Origin of the sequence: Paenibacillus sp. FSL R5-0887 (assembly GCF_038002305.1) — a bacterium.
GTDB lineage: Bacteria > Bacillota > Bacilli > Paenibacillales > Paenibacillaceae > Paenibacillus_AQ > Paenibacillus_AQ odorifer.
In genome coordinates this window covers 2,940,963-2,961,491 of the sequence record NZ_JBBOCE010000001.1, presented here as the reverse complement: position 1 = coordinate 2,961,491, position 20,529 = coordinate 2,940,963, and the positions used below count along the sequence as shown (strand labels likewise).

Here is a 20,529-nt window from a genome sequence, read left to right as displayed (position 1 = left end):
TAATTAAAGGATCGGTAAAATTCGTTCCAAAATGAACAATTCTAGTTCTTATGAAGACTGCTTACTTTTTCTACAATTATGGATAAGTAAAGGAGGAGAACTATGATACGCAAAAAAAGGTTTCATCTTAACATGGACACACGCGAAGCGATGGCGGGATATCTATTCGTTGCTCCGCTTATGCTTGGGCTGATCATCTTGACGTTGATCCCGGTGCTGGGCTCACTGCTGTTAAGCTTCACGGACTGGAACTTTGTGGCTGGGTTAGGGGGGATTAAGTTCGCGGGCGTAGATAATTTCATCAGGCTGTTTCATGATGATGCTTTTATGAAAAGCTTGCTGAACAATTTGCTCTTTATTATCACAGTACCAGTTACGATCATCGTTGCCCTGCTGCTGGCTATCCTGATTGATAAACAGGTTTTTCTGAAGGATTTGTTTAAAGTGATTTATTTCCTTCCGTACATTTCCAGTGTAGTTGCCATCGCTATGGTTTGGCAGGTTATGTTTCACCCTTCACTGGGACCCGTCAATCAATTCCTGATGTCACTGGGGTGGAACAACCCACCCAAATGGTTAGCGGATATCCATTATGCTCTGCCGTCGCTGATGTTGATTCAAGTCTGGATTCAGCTCGGTTACAACATTATTATTTTTATTGCAGGTTTACAGAGTATTCCTAAGGATCTTTATGAAGCGGCTGATATTGATGGTGCCAACGTCTGGCGCAAATTCCGCAACATCACGGTTCCCTGCATTTCGCCAACTACCTTTTTCCTGCTGGTAACAGGGGTTATCGGCTCATTTAAAATCTTTGATCTGATACAAGTATTGACCCAGGGTGGACCGGCTAACTCCACGACCGTTATCGTCTACGAGTTATATGATACAGCCTTCAATCAGCTGAAGACGGGTTACGCCTCTAGCATGGCACTCGTTCTGTTCCTTATTTGCCTGATCATTACAGCCTTGCAGATGTTGGCGCAAAAAAAATGGGTCAACTATTAAAGGCGGAAAGGAGAAATTACAGTGAAAAAAGAGCTTTTATCCAGAACCTTCTGGACCATCGCCATGGGACTGCTAGGTATCGCATTTCTTTTACCGTTCCTATGGATGTTATCCACTTCCTTTAAGCTGGAGAAAGATGTATTTAACTTTCCAATTCAATGGTTGCCACAGCAGTGGAACCTCATTGAAAATTATAAACAGGTGTGGTCGGGTGACTTTGCTCGCTATTATGGAAATTCCATTTATATTACGCTGGCTACGACTATAATTAATGTGCTGATATGCGCACTTGCTGCTTATGGGTTCTCCAAGCTGCGTTTTCCGGGCAGGGATGCGATGTTTATAGTTGTATTGGCACTTTATATGGTTCCTCCGCAGGCATCGTTGGTTCCACAGTTTCTACTGTTTAACTGGCTGAATTTGATTGACACACATTTGGGATTAATCCTGATTAACAGCTTTAGTATTATTGGAGCGTTTATGCTCAAGCAATTTTTTATGGGGGTAAACAACGAGTATCTTGAATCGGCGCGGATGGATGGAGCAGGGCATTTTCGCTCTTTTCTACAGATTGCCTTTCCGCTGATCCGTCCCGCTGTAGCTACTTATGCTATTTTGCGCTTTATTTGGACCTGGAACGACTATCAATATCCACTCATTTTTTTGAAATCCAAGGAGCTGTTTACGATTCAGCTGGGGATCCGGTTGTTCGGGGACCAATACGGGGATGTCTATTCACTCATGATGGCTGGTGCGGTATCTGCAATTCTGCCGTTGCTGATCATTTTTGCACTCGGACAGAAGCAGGTTATTGAGGGAATTGCCCTCGGAGGTGTGAAAGGATAATAAAAGTCAAAATAGTTTCTCTTCGGTAGAATATGAGAACTTTCCTCGTCAATCCTGCATGTTAGGATGTTCTTGTAAGCAGTTACATAGTCACTGGTTGTTAAGCAAGTGATGCCCAACACATTTATAGGAGGGTCTATATGAAAAAGAAATTATTATCTGCATTCATCATCACATCGATGGCGTTATCATTGGTCGCTTGCGGCGGAAATGCGAAAACCAATAATGCAGGAGCGACTAATGCACCCGATGCTGGTGGAAATTCAAAGCCTGCAGCAGAGAAGGTTACCCTGAAGCTGAGCACCTGGCAGACAGAAGCCAAAGCGAAATGGAGCACGATTATCGCGGAGTTTGAGAAGACGCATCCCGATATTCATGTGGAAGTAGATTTGCTGAACGAAAAAGGTGATTCGGTTGCCTCTATGCAGAAGCTGGATTTGATGGCGGCTGCGAGCGATCCGCTGGATATTGTCGAACTGCCTTATACCAACTATTCACAGCGTGCAGATATCGGTTTGTTGGAACCGATGGATGACTATATTCAGAAGGAAGGTTATAAACTCGCAGATGAATATCTGGTGGACACTACGGTCAATGGCAAAATCTATGCATTACCGTCTTCCATGCAGCGCTGGTTCGTGCTCCTTAACAAAGAAATGTTAGATGAGGCGGGCCTTCCGGTTCCGACCGACTGGACATGGGCGGATTTCGAAGAGTATGCCAAGAAATTGACCAAGGGTGAGGGCGCAACGAAACGTTTTGGTGCGTATTTGCATAATTGGCCGGATTATTTCCAGCTCCAGCTGATGAGCAAGTCTACGGATAATACTTTTCTAAAAGCTGATGGAACCTCCAATGCACTTGACCCGCAATTTAAGGCTAACCTGCAGATGATGAAGAAAATGATGTACGAAGATAAGAGTGCCACTCCTTATGAGGATATTATTTCGCAAAAACTAGCCTACCGGAATCAGTATTTTAACGGTTTAGCAGCGATGCTTCCGATGGGCGACTGGATGGTTGCGGAATCGGGTGGAACGGATGCCATTCCGGCAACCTTTGTTACCGCGTTTGCGCCGATCCCCCGTCTTGACAGTGAGAGCAAACATTACTCACCCGTACAGCCGACCTACATGGGAATAGCCGCTAAATCCAAGCATAAGGAGGCTGCCTATACCTTTGTGCGCTGGTATACCTCAGAAGGACTGGAAATCGGTGGACGCGTTTTCTCTGGCTGGGCCAAATCGGATACGAATAAATTAGTGGATACAATTGTGAGTGGTTCTAAGGATTCCTCTAAGATTGATGTAGATTCTCTGAAATATACTATGGAGAACTCGACACCTGGTGCAACGCAGGTTCCGGCTAAATATGCGGATGAAGCTAAGAACAACGTTATTCCAGAAGCGGAGATGTATCTCCTTGGCCAACAGGATCTGGATGTCACAGTTGCCAATATCGATAAAAAAATAACGGAAGTTGTTCAGAACAATAGCGGAAAGTAAGCGGAGGCTGATTGTACGCTTTTCAAAGGGGGCTTATAATGTGGGGGCAGGAAAGCATTTCTGCCTCCTGCTCCAAATTCAAACAGATGTGGGGCCTGTAATCCGTGTTTAGAAAGCATCAATCCCTCCGTAAGAAACTTGTCTGGTCATCGCTGATCTGCGTGCTGATCCCGCTTGTCTGCATTTACATGGTTACTGATTATTTGACCCGGGATCTCATTCTGGAGAAAGCGGTTGGTAGCGCAAGAGAATCTTTAAATGCAGCCAGCGCCAATATGAATGCCATATTTGAACAGACACTGGAACAGTCCAACTTTGTGCTCCAGAACAGCGAGATCAGGCAGATGATGTCTGCCGATTCAGAGTCGCTCCGTGCACCAAAGCAGATCATTCAGTATAACCGTATGTCGCGGATGCTGGATGATATGTTTGTTTTAACAGAATATTTGAAGGTGACGTTAATCGGAAAAAATGGTTTGATTTATACCAGCTATCCTTACAGTGACTTTAACCCGAAAAATTTCTACAACAAAAATTGGACATCGTTGCTGAAACAAATTCAACCCATTTCGACTTATTGGAGAGCGGAGCACGATACGTACTACAATTATTCTGATAAAGGCTCAGCTGATTGGGTAACCATTGCGAGGCCGATTCAATCGACCTCCAGCAGTACCATCGGATATTTAATTATTAATATCAATGAGCGTAAGCTCCGTCCTTATCTAAATAACGATAATGATAAAGAGATGATGCTTTTGGATGACAAGGGAACTGTAGTTTCCCATGCTGACAAGACCCGAATCGGAGAGACGATGACGTGGTTGAAAATGGATGGCGAGCTTGACACTGTGGAAATCGACGGAGAGAAGTTTTTATATGTTGATCAGGAGCTGAGCAGTAACAAATGGCGGATGGTCAGCATTATCCCGCTGAAGGCAGCCTTGTCGAAAAATAAGCAGATTTTATTTATCAGCCTGGCGGTGCAGATTCTTTTCTTTACCTTGTTTTCCGTTCTCTTAACCGTTCTAATCTCAAAGCTGACTCAGCCAATCGTAAAATTAAGCGCTTTTGTAAAGCGAATAGGTCGTGGTCAGTTGGATGAACGTTCGTTCATTCGAGGGAATAATGAGGCAGCACAGCTCGCCCGCACCATTGACCAGATGCTGGATCGGATCGAGTCTATGATTGAACAAATCACTTATGAACAGACGGGAAAAAGAAAAGCCGAACTAGAGATGCTGCAAGCGCAGATCAATCCACATTTTATGTTTAATCTGCTGAATTCGATTCGCTTAAATATCCTGATGCAAGGCGATCGGGAGAATGCTGAGTTGATTGGTTCGCTGTCGTCTTTGCTCCGGATGACCTTTAACAGGGACAATGAGTTTATCCCGCTTCGTGAGGAGACAGATACGATATCGCATTATGTCACTTTAATGAATTTCCGCCATGCCAATCAGGTCAGGCTGGAAATGAATTTAGCGGATGGTAGCGCTGAAGCACTGGTGCCTCGATTTATGATTCAACCCATGATCGAGAATGCCATCATCCATGGCTTCGAGCAGTTTGGTGGCGAGATTTTTATTGAAGCTCGTATTGTTGCAACTACGGGAAGCTTGGTTATCATCATTAAGGATAATGGGATCGGGATGTCGCCGGAAACTTTAACAAGACTTCGTGAAACCGCATACAGCAGCGAACAAATTACAGAGGAGGACAGAAAAGGGTTCTCCGGCATAGGTTTACGCAATGTGGCCCAACGCCTCAGTATGATTTATGGCGCTTCTTTTAAGCTGAATATTCAAAGTGAACCTGATGTGGGCACAGAGATTTGTCTGGAGTTTCCTCTGGATTACGGAAAGGTGGGTGTGGAAAATGCTGACGGCAATATTGGTGGATGATGACTATCCGGTTATCCGTTATTTGTCGCAGGCCGTACCTTGGAGTGAGCTCGGTATTGAACTCATCGGATGTTATTATAGCGGTCTCGAGGCTTGGGAAAAAGCACAGCAGAGTCCACCAGATCTTATTATTACCGATATTGGCATGCCCAAGATGAACGGGCTGGAGATGCTGGAGCTATTCAGAGCTGTGCAGCCCGGAATCCGTGCGATTATTCTCTCCTGCCACAACGAATTCAAATACGCCCAGCAAGCGCTGAAATTAAACGTAGGAGAATATATTTTAAAAGAATCACTGGATATTGAGCAGTTACAGCAAGCGATTAGCACTCTTGTGGCGGAAGTGGGACTGAATAGGCAGCAGCATACAGAGATGCTGGTTTATAAGCAAAAGCAGTCTCAAAATCGCGCCGCGCTGAAGGAAAAGTTTCTAAAAGATACCTTGTATCAATCCTGGGATAAGGGGGCTTGGATCGAGCAGGCCCGATCAAACGGAATTATGATCCATGCCAAAAACTATATCCCGCTGGTTATTGTAATTGATCGTCCAGAGGAAGCTTCAAGGGTGCGCCGGATGAGTGAATATACGATTTCTTTTGCGGTTGAGAATATTATGCAGGAAGTGCTTGAGGCTGATCACAGTCTGTTTATTTCGAGATACAGCCATAAGGAGATTGTCATTCTCTTTTGCAGCGACCAGCCTTCCAAAGATCACCAGGCTATCTATCACTCCATTCAAAATGCAGCCTCTGCGGTTCAAAAATATCTTAAACTCTCTGTCTCTTGCTTATTTGGCGCTGAGGCGCGCAGTCCTGAGGAAATTCGCGGAACATTGCAGCGGATGCTGAGGGAGAAAATACAGCGCTTTTATCTCCCTGCGGCGGGAATCCACCGTTTTGAAGAAGTCTGCTTTTCCGGAGAAGATATTTATGCTGAATATGGAACCTTGTACGCTGTTATCAATGATGATATTGCCTTGAACAGGAACACGGAGCTTCGCGTTCATGTAAAGGAATGGAGGGAATGGGTGGCCTCGCAAAAATTCCATCCGAATGAAGTCAAGGAATGTGTGCTTCGCTTGCTGATGGACTTGCAGATGAAGACGAAACAGCTTCTGCAATCTCCATTGCCTATAACCGAAGAAAAGCTTTTTAGCGTGGTTGGTGACATTGAAACTCTGGAGCATTTGGAACAATGGCTGGTGCAGTACTTGGAGGAATTAGCGCGGAAAATAAGTATGTTCTCCATCAAGTCTAAACGGAGTGAGGTCATCAAAGCCCAGCAGTTCGTGATTAGTCATGTGACGGAGAAAATAACGCTGGAGGACATGGCAGGCCGCCTTAACTTAAATGCCAGTTATTTCAGCCGCTTATTCAAACGGGAAACAAACCAGAACTTCATCGAATATGTAAATATGCTAAAGCTTCAGAAGGCAAAGGAGCTGCTTAACCAATCTGAAAAGACAGTGGAAGAGATCTCCGAGTATCTAGGATATGCCAACAAAAGTTATTTCATCAAGCTGTTTAAACGGGAAATGGGCATGAGGCCTAGTGAATATGCCACTTGGCATTGAGTGTGGACAGGAGGAAACATTGCTGTGGGAATAAAGGGCACTAAAAATGAATTACAGATGTTCCTAAATGAACTATATACTCCACTGGAGCGCAGATTTACCTCTGGTTGTGCAGGAATTAATATGGGCGCTACAGGATCGATTTACAATGAAGCTACAGCGCTTATGGAAGCTTTCGCCCGTCCTCTATGGGGCCTTGTTCCCCATGCCAGCGGTGGAGGGGAAAGTGCACTCTGGCCGATGTTTCTGGAAGGGATCATCAACGGAACAGACCCGGAGCATGAAGAATATTGGGGGCAATTTACTACCAAAGATCAGCGTATGGTAGAGCAGGCCGTGTTGGGACTGGGGCTTGCTCTTGCACCACATAAAATGTGGGAGCCGCTGAGCGACACGCAGAAAATGAATGTATATAACTGGCTAAATCAGATTAATCATGTGGATCGTTCCAATCCGAATAACTGGCTGATGTTCACGGTTCTTGTGAATGTGGGCTTCAAGAAAGTCGGATTACCTTATGATCAGAGCATAATGGATGATTATCTAGCGCAGATCGATAATTACTATCTTGGTGACGGTTGGTATTCCGATGGATTGACCGATCAGAGGGACTATTATATTGCTTTTGCTATGCATTATTATACGCTGATATACGCTAAGCTGATGGCGGATGATGATCCTCAGAGAGCTGCTGTTTATCGGGAAAGATCCGCACGATTTGCCGAGGATTTCATTTATTGGTTCGCTGAGGACGGAAGCGCACTTCCTTTTGGTCGTAGCCTGACCTATCGTTTTGCACAGGTTTCATTCTGGAGTGCGCTGGTGTATGCAGATATGGTTCCTTTTTCATATGGCGTTCTTAAAGGAATCATTATGCGCCATTTTCGTTGGTGGTTTGAACAACCTATTATGGGATTAGACGGACTGCTTAGCATCGGATATGCTTATCCGAATCTAGTCATGACAGAGAACTACAACGCCCCCGGATCTCCGTATTGGGCCTTTAAAGCTATGCTTATTCTTGCCTTGCCAGATGATCATCCTTTTTGGCAGGCGGAGGAAGAGCCGTTGCCTATTTTGAAAGAGGTACGGGCTCTCCAAGAGGCGCGAATGCTTGTGAGTCGTCCGGAAGGAAACAGGCAGGTTATTGCCTATACCTCTGGACAGATGGCTAACTTTGATATGGCCCATAGTGCAGCCAAATATTCTAAATTTGCATATTCCACTCTGTTTGGCTTTAGTGTCCCGAAAGCGGGTTACGGGTTGGTTCAAGGCGCTTACGATTCTACACTCGCACTATGCGAATGTGATGAACACTATCGGGTACGCAGATTCTGCGAGACCTGGGAAATCGGGGACAGCTATGTATATTCCCGCTGGCATCCATGGAGTGATGTACATGTGGAGACATGGATTATTCCGGCAGGTCTATGGCATGTTCGTGTTCACAGCATTCATACTGCCCGGCGGCTGGATGTAGCGGAGGGTGGATTTGCCATTGGCCAGTCAGCTGGCTTCTCGCACAGTGAACGGGAAATCATTAAGGTATCAAACACTGCTATTTCGGTACAGCTGCCCTGGGGAATCAGTGCCATACATAGGCTATGCGGCTTTGATCGGGGAGAGTGCGTATATCCCGAGCCGAATACCAATCTGCTGAAGCCGCGGACACTTCTTCCGAGCTTGTGCTCCAGACTGGAACCGGGAGAGCAAGTATTGATATCTGCTGTCTTCGGAGCGACGAATACTCCAGAGAACCAGGCAAGTCTTGCTTCACCGCCGCTTATTCAATGGCACTCGGACGGAAGGGTTGCTGTATACGAACCTAGTAACGATACACTTTTGCATACTGTTGATTTAAGGGGAGGGAGAAACAAAGATGTGGAATAAGGCTATTGAGGATGCGATTCACAAAGTTGGGAGCAATATGGCTAACCATCCGGGCAAACTGCCTCATATCGCTGAGGGGCAACAGTACGAATGGGGAGACAACGACGACTGGATAGAGGGTTTCTATGTTGGGATGATGTGGCTTGCTTATGAATATAGTAAGGATTCATGCTATAAGGAGGCGGCAGCCTCTTGGTTAGGGGACTTCAAGCATCGTCTGGATCAGCACATCGCCCTGGACCATCATGACATTGGTTTCTTGTATACACTGACCGCAGTAGCGGAGTGGAAAATAACGGGCAGCGAAGCGGCGCGAGCTGTCGGTCTGCAAGCTGCGGACACGCTGTGCAAGCGCTGGCGTGAACCAGCAGGGATTCTTCAGGCCTGGGGACTGGAGAGTGACCCGGAGAATGCGGGACGTATCATTATTGACTGCTTGATGAATTTACCTCTATTATTCTGGGCAGCTGAGGAAACAGGAGATAAGCGCTATTATGAAATAGCGCTCGAACATGCGTTTAAGAGCCGGAAATTTCTTGTGCGTGGGGATGCCTCCTCTTACCATACTTTTTATTTTGATCCGGCTACCGGAAATGCAATTCGTGGAGGAACACATCAAGGTTATGAGGACGGATCGACCTGGACACGTGGTCAAGCTTGGGGAATATACGGTTTTGCTCTGGCATATCGCTATACGCAGAATGAGGATTTTCTTAAGACTTCTAAGAGCCTAGCGGATTATTTTATCAGCCATCTACCGGAGGATAGTGTGGCTTATTGGGATTTCGATGTGCCAGTGGGAGCGGATACCCCTCGCGACAGCTCGGCTTCGGCGATTGCGGCAGCCGGTCTTTTGGAACTGCTCGATCACCTAGGCGTAGACGATCCGGACCGGGCCATTTATGAAGTTGCTTTACACCGTAGTATGAAATCCCTAGTGGAAGATTATGCGACATCTGGAAATCGGGAAGCAGAGGGACTTCTAAAGCATGGTTCTTATCATGTGAGAGGTGGACGTGTGCCTGATGGTCATATGATTTGGGGAGATTATTATTATTTGGAAGCGTTGATCCGCTTGCAGACCGGCATCCGAGGCTATTGGTAGTGGGATGTTAGGGTGGGGCAAGGTTTATCCTATAGGACAAAGAAACTGCTAAGACTAATCTCTTAGCGGTTTTTTTTTGTGGACTACTATACAAGAGTTTTAAAACGTAGTTATTTACTTGGAATAGTATGAATAAAATCATATCACCACGCGTAAGGTTTAATGTAAGATTTTGATAATTATTAGAAATTAAGAAAAGGGGATCGGGTTACTCAGATATGAATTTAGACTGGGAGTTTATCTACGAGAGTTTGCCGCTTTATGGTGAGGCGATGTGGCTGACAGTGAAGCTAGCGTTGTTAGCTATTGTATTCTCACTCCTTATTGGATTACTGTTCAGTATCGTCTTGTACTATAAGGTCAAAATCGTCAGTGATGTTATTAAGATCTACATTGAGCTTTCACGGAACACCCCTTTACTTGTGCAGCTCTTTTTTCTTTACTATGGCTTACCTAAGATCGGAATTCACTTTAGTGAAATGACCTGTGCGATTGTAGGCATGACATTTTTGGGCGGGAGCTATATGACGGAGGCTTTTCGAAGTGGGTTCGAGGCAGTTAGCCAATCGCAGATTGAATCAGGTCAGAGCATTGGACTGTCTAAGCTGCAGCTGGTCAGATATGTTATTTTTCCCCAAGCCTTTGCGATAAGTATTCCTTCTTTAGGGGCAAATGCGATCTTTCTGCTGAAGGAGACCTCTATTGTAGGTGCCATTGCTTTAATGGATTTGATGAATGTGGCAAAAGACTTGATCGGCATGCATTACAAAACAGCGGAGTCTCTGCTCCTTCTGGTACTCGCCTATTTGGTGTTAGTCCTGCCCTTATCGCTTTTATTGACTTGGGTGGAAAGGAAGGTGAGATATGCAGAATTCGGGGATTGAGGTGCTTTTTGAAGGTTCTAATTTCGAACGATTATTAGGGGGCTTACTTGTAACGATTGAAATTTCATTTCTCTCTATTGGAATCGGTACGTTATTAGGGATCGTTATGGGATTGCTCCGGACGCTGGGATCGAGGCCATTAAGGTTTATATTACGTCTTTATTTGGAGACCTTTAGAATTATTCCGATTCTAGTGTGGCTGTATGTAGTACATTTCAGTTTCTCTCCATTACTTCATATCGATATCAGCGGGGAGGCTACCTCTATATTGGTGTTCAGCTTATGGGGAGCTGCGGAAATTGGCGATCTTGTTCGTGGAGCTTTGCAATCTATGCCAAAACATCAGGTGGAATCTGCCAGGGCGCTAGGTCTGAGCAGCAGTCAACTTTATCGGCATATTTTGATCCCGCAGGCTGTACGCAGAATGCTGCCGGGAATGATTAATCTTGCCACACGAATGATCAAGACAACATCACTGGTGGTGCTGATTGGAGTGATTGAGGTGGTAAAGATTGGGCAGCAGATCATTGAACTCGGCGTGATAAAAGCGCCCACCGCTTCATTCTGGGTATACGGCTTTATCTTTATATTATATTTTTCTGTATGTTTTCCGTTATCCAGACTTTCGAAAAAAGTTGAAAGCAGATGGCAAAATTAAGGCTTAGGAAGGAACGGTTGTAATGGCAGATTCCGGAGAACTCCTGCTGGAGGTTACACAATTACACAAATATTTTGGAGAGCGAAAGGTTCTGGACGGCATTGAATTGCAGGTCGAAAAAGGAGAAGTAATCGTTATTCTCGGTCCCTCTGGCTGTGGAAAAAGTACGTTCCTGCGTTGTCTTAACGGTTTGGAACCGGTTCAGGAAGGGGCGATACAATATCGTGGGCAGAACCTCGCGGGGGCTGCTGTAGATTGGCGTGAAGTTAGGCAGCATATCGGAATGGTCTTTCAAAATTATGAGTTATTCCCGCATATGACGGTTATGGATAACATTCTTCTAGGCCCTCTGAAAGTACAAAAGAGAGAGCTTAAAGAAGCAACGCAGCAAGCGGAACAGCTCTTAGAGCGGGTTGGGCTGCTTGAGCGTAAACTGGACTATCCACGCCAGCTTTCCGGTGGACAAAAGCAGAGAATAGCTATAGTAAGAGCTTTATGTATGAATCCGGAGATTATGTTATTTGATGAAGTGACAGCATCCTTGGATCCGGAAATGGTTCGGGAAGTGCTTGATGTGATCTTAGGGCTTGCTCAGCAAGGAATGACGATGATCATCGTGACTCATGAAATGGGGTTTGCCAAATCGGTTGGGGATCGGATCGTGTTTATGGATCAAGGCAAGATATGTGAGATCGCTGCCCCGCAACAATTTTTTACCCACCCTGCGACAGAACGTGCCCAGCATTTTCTGGATATATTTCAGTACGAAAAATTATAGAAATAGGAGAGGAAGAGAAATGAAGAAAAGTTTGAAATGGCTAACGATGCTGGTAGGTGTAAGTATATTATTGATGGGATTGGCTGCTTGCGGAAATAGTTCGGATAACAACGGAAACTCAGCATCTTCTAAATTCACTTCTATTGAACAGCTAAAGAAGAAAGGGAAGATTAAGATCGGCGTATTTGCAGACAAACCACCTTTTGGTTATGTGGACGCTGAGGGTAAAAACCAAGGATTTGATGTGTATATTGCCAAACGCTTTGCCAAGGATCTGCTAGGGGATGACTCGAAGGTTGAATTTGTGTTAGTTGATGCTGCCAGCCGCGTGGCTTATCTTGAATCCGGTAAGGTTGATATCATTATGGCTAACTTTACGGTCACCGAGGAAAGAAAAGAAAAAGTGGATTTTGCTAATCCGTACATGAAATTATCCTTTGGGATCGTATCCCCAGACAGTGCTCCAATCACTTCCATTGATCAATTAAAAGGGAACAAGCAAAAGCTCATTGTAGCTAAAGGTACGACAGCGGAAACCTATTTTACCAAAGAATATCCGGATATTGAATTGCTCAAATTCGATCAGTACACCGAGATTTTTGCAGCGCTTAAAGATGGTCGGGGGGCGGCAATCGCTAACGATAATACAGAACTCATTGCTTGGGCTAAATCAAATCCTGGATTTACGGTCAGCATTCCTGCTTTCGGGGGTCAGGATACAATAGCTCCAGCAGTGGCAAAGGGGAATAAGGAATTGCTGGACTGGATTAATACAGAACTTGATACCCTTGGTAAAGAACAATTTATCCATCAAGCCTACAAAGAAACCTTAAATGAAATTTACGGTGAAGGATATACTGATGAGCTTGTCGTTGAAGGCGGGAAAATCCAGTAACGGATTGGGAATAACATTGCGGGGGCATCTGAGAAGATGCCTTTTCTACAGATAGACTATTGCAATTTCTATAATGCCGAGTATAATACTGGGTATACACAGAATAAGGAGTCGGTGAAAATGTCTGTCGATGATTATCTGGATCTTCTAAACTACGCCAAAGCAATTAACGATGGACAGTGGCAAGCTGACATCATAGATCGTTTGAATAAGCTGAGTAAGGCTTCTCATGCTGAGACAACAGAACAAAGTGTGAAAGAGCTGTGGATTCAATTCGACGATATAAATGCAATATTAATGGATTTATTTAATAAGCTGAGGGAAAGTGCGGATCCAGTAGAGCAGTATCGGTGGAAAGAGAAAATCTGGGAGTTAAAGCAGGAACGGATTAATCTATCGAAGAAGATTCAGAGTAGATATATCAGGATATAATTTAAGCTCACATTGTAATAATAAATAGAAAATAAAAAAAGGCATGCAGTTAGTCTGCTCTGCCAAACTTACGATGGTCTATAGGCTACTTAGACATTTGCATTCCTTCGCGCATCATTGTCATACACATAGTCATCATTTCATCGCAGTCCTGCATTTTTTTCATCATCATATCCATGTTCATATCCATCATGCCCATTTCAGACATTTTTTCCATGCCCATCTTCATACAGTTCATCTTAGACATCATATCATCCATACACATGTTCATCATCATTTCCATACACATCTTGTCCATTTTTAATTCCTCCCTTCTTTTAAATTACCTTTCTTCCATAAAATACTATACAATTTAGGAACAATCTACGCTAGATTTGATATTTTACTAACTTATTTTTCTTATTTGTCGTAATTATGTATATCCTTACCATGCGGATGTTATTAATCAGAATACTTATTTGCGGATCGGTGACTATAGGCTAGATTGCCTCAGGTCAGCGTTTTTTTGCGTTCTACAGAGTGAGGAATTAATGTGCCGGATCATTACTCTGGGATAAACGAGAAGACACTGCCATAGGTCCCCGTAAATACGGGCTGACCGAATTTTTGTGTCCATTCCTTGAGTAGTTTATATGAGACCTTTTTGCTCGTAATTACATAATCGGGCTGATCGTATTTAACGATCTCGGGAAGGTATTCAGAGAATCCGTGCATCGAGCGTTCAAAAGCAGTCCAACCCAATACGCCAAGAGAATCTTTTGTCACGAAGGGATCTTGTCTGCCATCACATAACACATCTCCCCCTCGAAACATGACATAGCCGGATGAACCGTAGTGGGCGAGAACTTTGGGACGTGTACCTTCAGATGTATGCTGTAGAATATAGTCCATTTCATCGACAGGATATTTTTTGGCGTCAATAACTGGTGGTACAAGGAATAGATAAGCAATGTTTAGCAGCAGGCCAACTGCCAGTAACCCTCGTAATGTACTTTGTCGGACTAGAATACCTGTTTTGGTGAATTCAGGAAGCGCATCAAAAAATACAGCCGCAAAATAGGGGATGAACAGCCACATAAACAGGTTTTGCTTGAAGTTTGATACACCGAGGTATAGAATCCCAAGCATAAGAAAAAAACGGAACGGTTTACGCTGGAGTGCAAAAGGAAGTGTGCAGGCAAAGAACAAAAGCAATAGTAAGATGGGCAAATTCTCTAAGCTATTGAACCGAATCGGCTGCCATTCATTGATCAGCAGGTTAAAGTTTTTCTTCGTAACTGTCAAAATAAACAAGAGACTTTTTACGCCGCCTGGATTTAGAATGCCAACGAACCAGACGAGACTGAAAACTATGATTTTACACCCATTCAGCGTTTTTTGGATCAAGGATTCAAGCAGAGCCATCCCTGTAAATACAGCAATTACAAGCCATACTCCTGCATGGAAATTGGCAATGGCAATAGAAAGAGCAATCATCGCAGCGGCATATTTCTTTTGAGAACTCATTTGATATTCACGTAAATATACGAAAAACCAGACAATCATAAACGAAGAGATCATCTGTGGACGGCCTTTGAAATAATTATAATAAATCCAGCAAGAAATTAGCAGCACAAAAGGGAGCAGGAGAACATGGTCTTCTTGAAGTCCCAGTTCTTTGCGTGAAACCTTACCCAGCCGAAGCAATCCGAGCACTAAAAAGAACAAGCATACAGCGGTCAAAATATACACACCCGGCCATCCAAAAGCTGCATAAAGCGGGGCAACGAGCAGCTAGAATCCGAATTCATGAGGGACGTAGGGCAGCTTATCTCCGTAAAAAGTATGTATGGCATGACGTAGAACTTGTCCGTGCCCGATCATATATTGTCCTAGCTCTATATGCCAGAAGGTATCGGGATCATTGTAAGAAAATTTAGGGAACATGAGCAAGATAGCGGCTATAACGAATATGCCATACAAAAATTTGTGTATATTGAATTTCATCATTATTTTGTTTTCCCCCCGTTTTTTGTTCAATTATAACGAGACTTTCTTAAGGAATAGTAAAATTTATGAAGCGGAGTGAACACTCATGCATCAACTATTTACGTGGATATCTGAATCCGCGCTTCACCTTGTTAATTCTATGGGTATTTGGGGCATCTGGTTAGGGATGATTCTAGAGAGTGCCTGTATTCCCATTCCCAGTGAAGTGATTATGCTCAGCGGTGGCTGGCTGATTGCGCAAGGCTCGCTTACTTTTATGGAAGTTGCTGTCGCTGGGATATTCGGAAACCTACTGGGTTCCATCATTGCCTACTATATTGGTAAGGCTGGTGGACGCCGGTTATTAGAAAAATACGGAAAATATATTCTCTTGAATGAGCATCATTTGGAGCAATCGGAGCGTTGGTTCGAGCGTTATGGCGAGAGTACCGTATTTTTTACTCGTATGTTGCCCTTTATTCGTACTTTTATCTCACTGCCCGCAGGGGTTGCTGGAATGAAAGCTTGGAGATTCATAACATTTACAGCACTCGGCTGTATCCCGTGGAACTTAGCTTTGATCTATCTGGGATACCGCTTAGGTGACAACTGGGGTATCGTGGAGCAATTTATTCGCCCAATCAGTTATACCATTTGCGGAATCGTGGTGCTTCTTGTGTTGAGGTGGTTAGTACGGAGATTTCGTAACCAGACTTAATGCCAGCTCTTCGGGTGTTTTCTGGTGTTTTCTGCTCGGTGAGCCTCCGCAGCTTAATATGGATAAATAAAGGTCAGGAACGTCGAGGCTAGAATTAACTGTTATATGTTGAATGCATTCTATATTCAAGGATAATCTACTTCTGTCTGGGAGGTTTGAAATGAAGGTCAAACGAATCGTCGCCAATATAAACACGAAGGATATCGCGGCAGCTAAATGCTTCTACGAGGATGTGCTCGGTCTTGATTTAATGATGGATCATGGTTGGATTAGAACTTATGGTTTAGACGAGGAGATGAGCATTCAGATTAGTTTTGCCTCACAGGGTGGCTCAGAAACGCCTACGCCTGATCTATCAATTGAAGTCGATGATGTCGATGCTACATTTGAAAGCATGAAGAAAGCTGGATTTCCGATAGAATATGGGCTTGTTGATGAGCCTTGGGGTGTTCGGCGATTCTATGTCCGCGACCCGTTTGGCAAACTTATCAACATCCTTGAGCATAGACATTAGAAGAGTGGTCACAGCGTGCAGAAATCTTGATTGTTAAACTATCGAATAGCGATAGCTAAATGATGACATAAGGCAGCCGGTCAGTGGATCGGCTGCCTTTATTCAACTAACGGGCAGTTTTGCGTAAATACTAATTTTTCATTAATATATAAATATACCAATTTAGTGTTATATCTACCAAAACTCCGGAAGGGGAGTTCAAATGATGGAAAGTCGATGGATAATGCTAGCTGTGCTATGTCTGCTTCTGCTGTTAACCTCCTGCGACGACAACAAAGCGACAGAGACGCAGAACATAGCAATAGGACTGAATACGACTGAGGTGATCGAGTCAAGTGCTGCTCCGATAACCGTGTCAACGATTGAAGTGGACTCGCCTTCTTACGAAGCTGGACTCACCTACGAATTAACCATGAAAGCTGCAAATGAGAAAGCCGATCTCCTTACGAAAGGTTACGATACTAACAGTGTACAGTACGCCCTTATTGATCATGGCAACATTGTTGTATCTGGCCAATCCGGCAGAAATGATGAGCAGGGACAGAAGACGCTCACGAAAGACACGATGTATGGGATCGCCTCGACGAGTAAAATGTTTACCACGGTTGCCGTTATGCAGTTGGTCGATCAAGGGAAAATCGATCTTGATACGCCGGTTGTCCATTATATCCCCGAGTTTACGATGAAGGATGCACGCTATAAGCAGATTACAGCGCGCATGCTGCTGAATCATTCTTCCGGTCTGAACGGATCATCGGTGATGAACGCCGATTTATTCGAAGATAACGACACCTATGCCCACGACACACTGCTGAAGCAACTGTCCGAGCAGACCTTGAAAGCAGACCCGGGCGCTTATTCGGTTTACTGCAATGACGGATTTACGCTGGCCGAGATTTTGGTCGAGCAGGTCAGCGGCATGGACTTTACCTCTTATATCCATCGATATATTACAGAACCTCTGGGTATGGCTAATACGGTGACGCCGCTCGATTCTCCGGATACGGCGAAGATGGCGGGACTCTATTATCATAACTATATAGGACAACTTCCCAACCAGACGATTAACATGATAGGGACTGGAGGTATCTATTCCACGGCAGAGGATTTGGCTCGATTTTCAACGATTTTCACGGGGGAAGCGGAAGAAGTCTTATCTGGTAGATCGGTTGCGGCCATGGCGCAAAACGAGTACAAGATGCCTTTGTGGCCTGACGATGCGGACAACTCAATCGAATACGGTCTAGGCTGGGACAGCGTCAATCTGTATCCGTTCAGCGAATACGGAATAAAGGCATTGACCAAAGGCGGGGACGTCACTCTCTATCACGCGTCACTCGTTGTGCTTCCAGAGCAGGAGATGGCGGTAGCTGTTGTCTCTTCCGGTGGGAGCGGCACGTACGACCAGCTTTTGGCGAACGAAATCCTACTTCAGGCGCTGAAGGAGAAAGGTATAATTGCTGAAATCAAGCCTGAGAAGTCTTACGGCGTGCCGGTAAAGGCAGATATGCCAGAATCCATGCTGCAGTATTCGGGAATCTATGGTACGTATATAGGAACGTTTAACATCGATATTAACGAAGGCGGCGTCATGTCCATTACTTCGGAGCAGCCATCTGATAACCCGGTACAGATCTACGAGTATTCTGCGGACGGCACGTTTAAGAGTGCGGATGGGAAAGTGATGATCAGCTTTGTGACGAATAAGAATGGCCGCACTTACTTATGGATTCGTCAATACGTTTCGGTGCCAGCTCTTGGGCAGACGGCTCTGTCAGAGTACAACGCGGAAAAGCTCCAGCCTCAAGATCTTTCGACAAAGACAAAAAAAGCATGGATGCAGCGCGACGGCAAGAAGTATTATCTGCTGAATGGGAAGTATACGTCGATTTCTTATTTGACATCGGTAACCATCAACTTGAATGTGTCGAAACAGTTGCCTGGATACGTGTTTGATAAGCGAATAACCGGCCCGAATACGGCCATCTCCGAATTGCAAATACCGGGAATGAGCGGGCGAGATCTTTTAGGTCTTACGTTCTTTACACAAGACGGCGTTGAGTACCTAAAGATGGGTGAAATCCTCTTAGTGAACGAGGATGCCGTGAAGCCTTTTAACTTCACTAAGATGTCAACCGTTACAATTCTGCCTGACGGATACGCCCAATGGTATGCGATAAGCGAAAAGGACAGGGGGAAGATCGTTAAGGTGAGCATGTCCCCGAACACTTCCTTCGCTGTTTATAATGCCAGGGGAAAATGCATCTACTTCAGTGTCATCGGTGGCAAGGATCAGGTCGAACTGCCCGCGGGAGGATCTATTGTTTTCGCCGGAGATGCTGGTACGAAGTTCGAGATTACCACTCAGTAACTTCGCAGTAGGCATTTCATAACGAGTCAAGATATAGTCCTGCCTATATGAAAGTAGATTCCCTAAGAAAAGTTGGATAAACTAAAAAGATACATAAAAAGTGCCTTGATTCATTCTAATAGGAAACAATAGCTTAATCTAAAACGAAGGTAGCTGGTCTATATGAACGGCTACCTTCGTTGCGCTAAAGGACACATTTTCCCTTAATCTATATAGAATTGAAGATGAGATAGCAGGAAATCTTGCATCAGCTAGGGAATACCAAATTATGGATTTATAAATGTACATGAAAGGTTGATCCTAGTTTATGAATGACCATAATCTCATCTTCGTAGCCAAAGCGAAAATGATGCTTGTATACCCTTTGCTGCTTGCCCTGATCGTTATACTTGTGGTCAGTAGCCTTACTGCCTGCGATAATTCCACCGCAGGCAAGACAGCAAGTAAATCTGCGCAGCCGACTATAGTGACACCTGTGGTAGCGCAAGCATCAGGCAGCATTTATCTGTACGGTGAAGCACACGGCGTAGCCAAGATATTGGACAAGGAATATAAATTGTGGTCTCAATACTACCATAACGAGGGCATGAGACACTTATTCGTCGAGCTGCCCTATTTTACCGCCGAATACTTGAATCTATGGATGCAGTCGGACAATGATGATATTTTAGAGGAGATTTATGATGATTGGGAACGGACACGTAGTCACAACCCTGATGTCAAAGAGTTCTACAAAAAAATAAAGAGCGAGTGTCCGGAGACGATTTTCCACGGCACAGACATCGGGCATCAATATGAAACTACCGGGAGCCGCTATTTATCTTATCTTGTGGCAAACGATCTGGGAGAATCGGAGAAGTATACTTTAACAATGGAAGCGATCAGGCAAGGCCGTGTTTTTTACAGCAAAGAAGACGGCGTATATCGGGAAGACACGATGACGGAAAACTTTATTCGCGAATTTGAGAAGTTGGGCAATGAGAGCGTTATGGGCATTTACGGCTCAGCGCATACCGGGCTTGATGAAATGGACTATAAGACCCAATCCATCCCTTGTATGGGCAATCAATTACAGGAGCATTATGGCGATAACATTTATTCTGAGAACCTAAGTTGGATTGCTAAAGATATTGAGCCATCCAGAGTAGATTACATCTCCTTACAGGGCAAGGAATATGCAGCATCTTATTTTGGTAAGCAGGATTTGAACGGGTTCAAGGATTACGCCTATCGAGAATTTTGGCGATTGGAGGACGCCTATGAAGATATCAAAGACCTTCCACTGGTGGACAATTATCTTCCTTACGATAACTATCTGATGCCGATAGAAGTAGGCCAGGTCTTTGTGGTCAAAAGCACCAAAACAGACGGTTCAGTGCAAAGAGATTACTATCTGTCTAGCGGCCAAGTTGTGGAGGGTGTGAACTCAACACAACAATTCACAGCAGAGTGACGATCAGTAATATGATGATTATCTCAA

19 protein-coding genes are annotated in these 20,529 nt (G+C 44.5%); 16 read left to right on the top strand and 3 right to left on the bottom strand.

Annotated features, from left to right (window positions below):
- Positions 1 to 102 precede the first annotated feature (102 nt).
- From MKY14_RS13400 to MKY14_RS13345, 12 genes are all read left to right on the top strand, one after another.
- A complete protein-coding gene (locus MKY14_RS13400) occupies positions 103 to 1,008 on the top strand; it encodes a carbohydrate ABC transporter permease (RefSeq protein WP_036683142.1) in 906 nt (301 codons plus the stop codon).
- Positions 1,009 to 1,071: 63 nt separating this feature from the next.
- The gene (locus MKY14_RS13395) at positions 1,072 to 1,854 is read left to right on the top strand and encodes a carbohydrate ABC transporter permease (protein ID WP_052097522.1); all 783 of its coding nucleotides are present in this window, start codon (positions 1,072 to 1,074) and stop codon (positions 1,852 to 1,854) included.
- A 140-nt stretch (positions 1,855 to 1,994) separates the two neighbouring features.
- Positions 1,995 to 3,359, top strand: coding sequence for an ABC transporter substrate-binding protein (locus MKY14_RS13390; RefSeq protein WP_076194773.1), 1,365 nt, complete (start codon positions 1,995 to 1,997; stop codon positions 3,357 to 3,359).
- 104 nt (positions 3,360 to 3,463) lie between these two features.
- The gene (locus tag MKY14_RS13385) at positions 3,464 to 5,263 is read left to right on the top strand and encodes a cache domain-containing sensor histidine kinase (protein ID WP_340976622.1); all 1,800 of its coding nucleotides are present in this window, start codon (positions 3,464 to 3,466) and stop codon (positions 5,261 to 5,263) included.
- Complete coding sequence (locus MKY14_RS13380) at positions 5,238 to 6,836, top strand: response regulator transcription factor (RefSeq protein WP_076130272.1); 1,599 nt, start codon at positions 5,238 to 5,240, stop codon at positions 6,834 to 6,836. Before MKY14_RS13385 ends, MKY14_RS13380 begins: the two co-directional genes overlap by 26 nt.
- 24 nt (positions 6,837 to 6,860) lie before the next feature.
- Positions 6,861 to 8,726: a DUF2264 domain-containing protein gene (locus tag MKY14_RS13375; protein WP_256719055.1), complete on the top strand. Its 1,866-nt coding sequence runs from the start codon at positions 6,861 to 6,863 to the stop codon at positions 8,724 to 8,726.
- A complete protein-coding gene (locus MKY14_RS13370) occupies positions 8,716 to 9,831 on the top strand; it encodes a glycoside hydrolase family 88 protein (protein ID WP_076194769.1) in 1,116 nt (371 codons plus the stop codon). Before MKY14_RS13375 ends, MKY14_RS13370 begins: the two co-directional genes overlap by 11 nt.
- Before the next feature lie 218 nt (positions 9,832 to 10,049).
- The gene (locus tag MKY14_RS13365; protein ID WP_076186917.1) at positions 10,050 to 10,715 is read left to right on the top strand and encodes an amino acid ABC transporter permease; all 666 of its coding nucleotides are present in this window, start codon (positions 10,050 to 10,052) and stop codon (positions 10,713 to 10,715) included.
- Positions 10,696 to 11,373 carry an amino acid ABC transporter permease gene (locus tag MKY14_RS13360; RefSeq protein ID WP_076130269.1) on the top strand — a complete coding sequence of 226 codons (678 nt, stop codon included), beginning with the start codon at positions 10,696 to 10,698 and terminating at the stop codon, positions 11,371 to 11,373. The genes MKY14_RS13365 and MKY14_RS13360 overlap by 20 nt, the downstream gene beginning before the upstream one ends.
- Positions 11,374 to 11,395: 22 nt before the next feature.
- The gene (locus tag MKY14_RS13355) at positions 11,396 to 12,151 is read left to right on the top strand and encodes an amino acid ABC transporter ATP-binding protein (RefSeq protein WP_076134604.1); all 756 of its coding nucleotides are present in this window, start codon (positions 11,396 to 11,398) and stop codon (positions 12,149 to 12,151) included.
- Between the two features lie 19 nt (positions 12,152 to 12,170).
- Entirely contained in the window at positions 12,171 to 13,046 is an 876-nt protein-coding gene (locus MKY14_RS13350; protein ID WP_076130267.1) for a cysteine ABC transporter substrate-binding protein, read from the top strand.
- Positions 13,047 to 13,166: 120 nt separating this feature from the next.
- Entirely contained in the window at positions 13,167 to 13,478 is a 312-nt protein-coding gene (locus MKY14_RS13345; RefSeq protein WP_076130292.1) for a hypothetical protein, read from the top strand.
- 85 nt (positions 13,479 to 13,563) lie between these two features.
- On the opposite strand, the gene MKY14_RS13340 is transcribed toward MKY14_RS13345, so the two are convergent.
- The 3 genes from MKY14_RS13340 to MKY14_RS13330 form a co-directional block, all read right to left on the bottom strand.
- Positions 13,564 to 13,776: a hypothetical protein gene (locus MKY14_RS13340; RefSeq protein ID WP_038572647.1), complete on the bottom strand. Its 213-nt coding sequence runs from the start codon at positions 13,774 to 13,776 to the stop codon at positions 13,564 to 13,566.
- Positions 13,777 to 14,021: 245 nt separating this feature from the next.
- Positions 14,022 to 15,209: a hypothetical protein gene (locus MKY14_RS13335; protein WP_076130266.1), complete on the bottom strand. Its 1,188-nt coding sequence runs from the start codon at positions 15,207 to 15,209 to the stop codon at positions 14,022 to 14,024.
- A gap of 42 nt (positions 15,210 to 15,251) precedes the next feature.
- Complete coding sequence (locus MKY14_RS13330) at positions 15,252 to 15,467, bottom strand: hypothetical protein (protein WP_076130265.1); 216 nt, start codon at positions 15,465 to 15,467, stop codon at positions 15,252 to 15,254.
- Positions 15,468 to 15,552: 85 nt separating this feature from the next.
- Between MKY14_RS13330 and MKY14_RS13325 the strand changes: the two genes are divergently transcribed.
- The 4 genes from MKY14_RS13325 to MKY14_RS13310 all read left to right on the top strand — a co-directional run bounded on the left by MKY14_RS13325 (position 15,553) and on the right by MKY14_RS13310 (position 20,502).
- On the top strand, positions 15,553 to 16,164 hold the full coding sequence (locus MKY14_RS13325; protein WP_076130264.1) for a DedA family protein: 612 nt from the start codon (positions 15,553 to 15,555) through the stop codon (positions 16,162 to 16,164).
- 160 nt (positions 16,165 to 16,324) lie between these two features.
- Positions 16,325 to 16,678, top strand: a complete 354-nt coding sequence (locus tag MKY14_RS13320; RefSeq protein ID WP_076130263.1) for a VOC family protein — start codon at positions 16,325 to 16,327, stop codon at positions 16,676 to 16,678.
- Between the two features lie 202 nt (positions 16,679 to 16,880).
- Positions 16,881 to 19,049: a serine hydrolase domain-containing protein gene (locus MKY14_RS13315; protein ID WP_081387971.1), complete on the top strand. Its 2,169-nt coding sequence runs from the start codon at positions 16,881 to 16,883 to the stop codon at positions 19,047 to 19,049.
- Positions 19,050 to 19,356: 307 nt separating this feature from the next.
- Positions 19,357 to 20,502, top strand: coding sequence for a hypothetical protein (locus MKY14_RS13310; RefSeq protein ID WP_076304646.1), 1,146 nt, complete (start codon positions 19,357 to 19,359; stop codon positions 20,500 to 20,502).
- Positions 20,503 to 20,529: the final 27 nt, after the last annotated feature.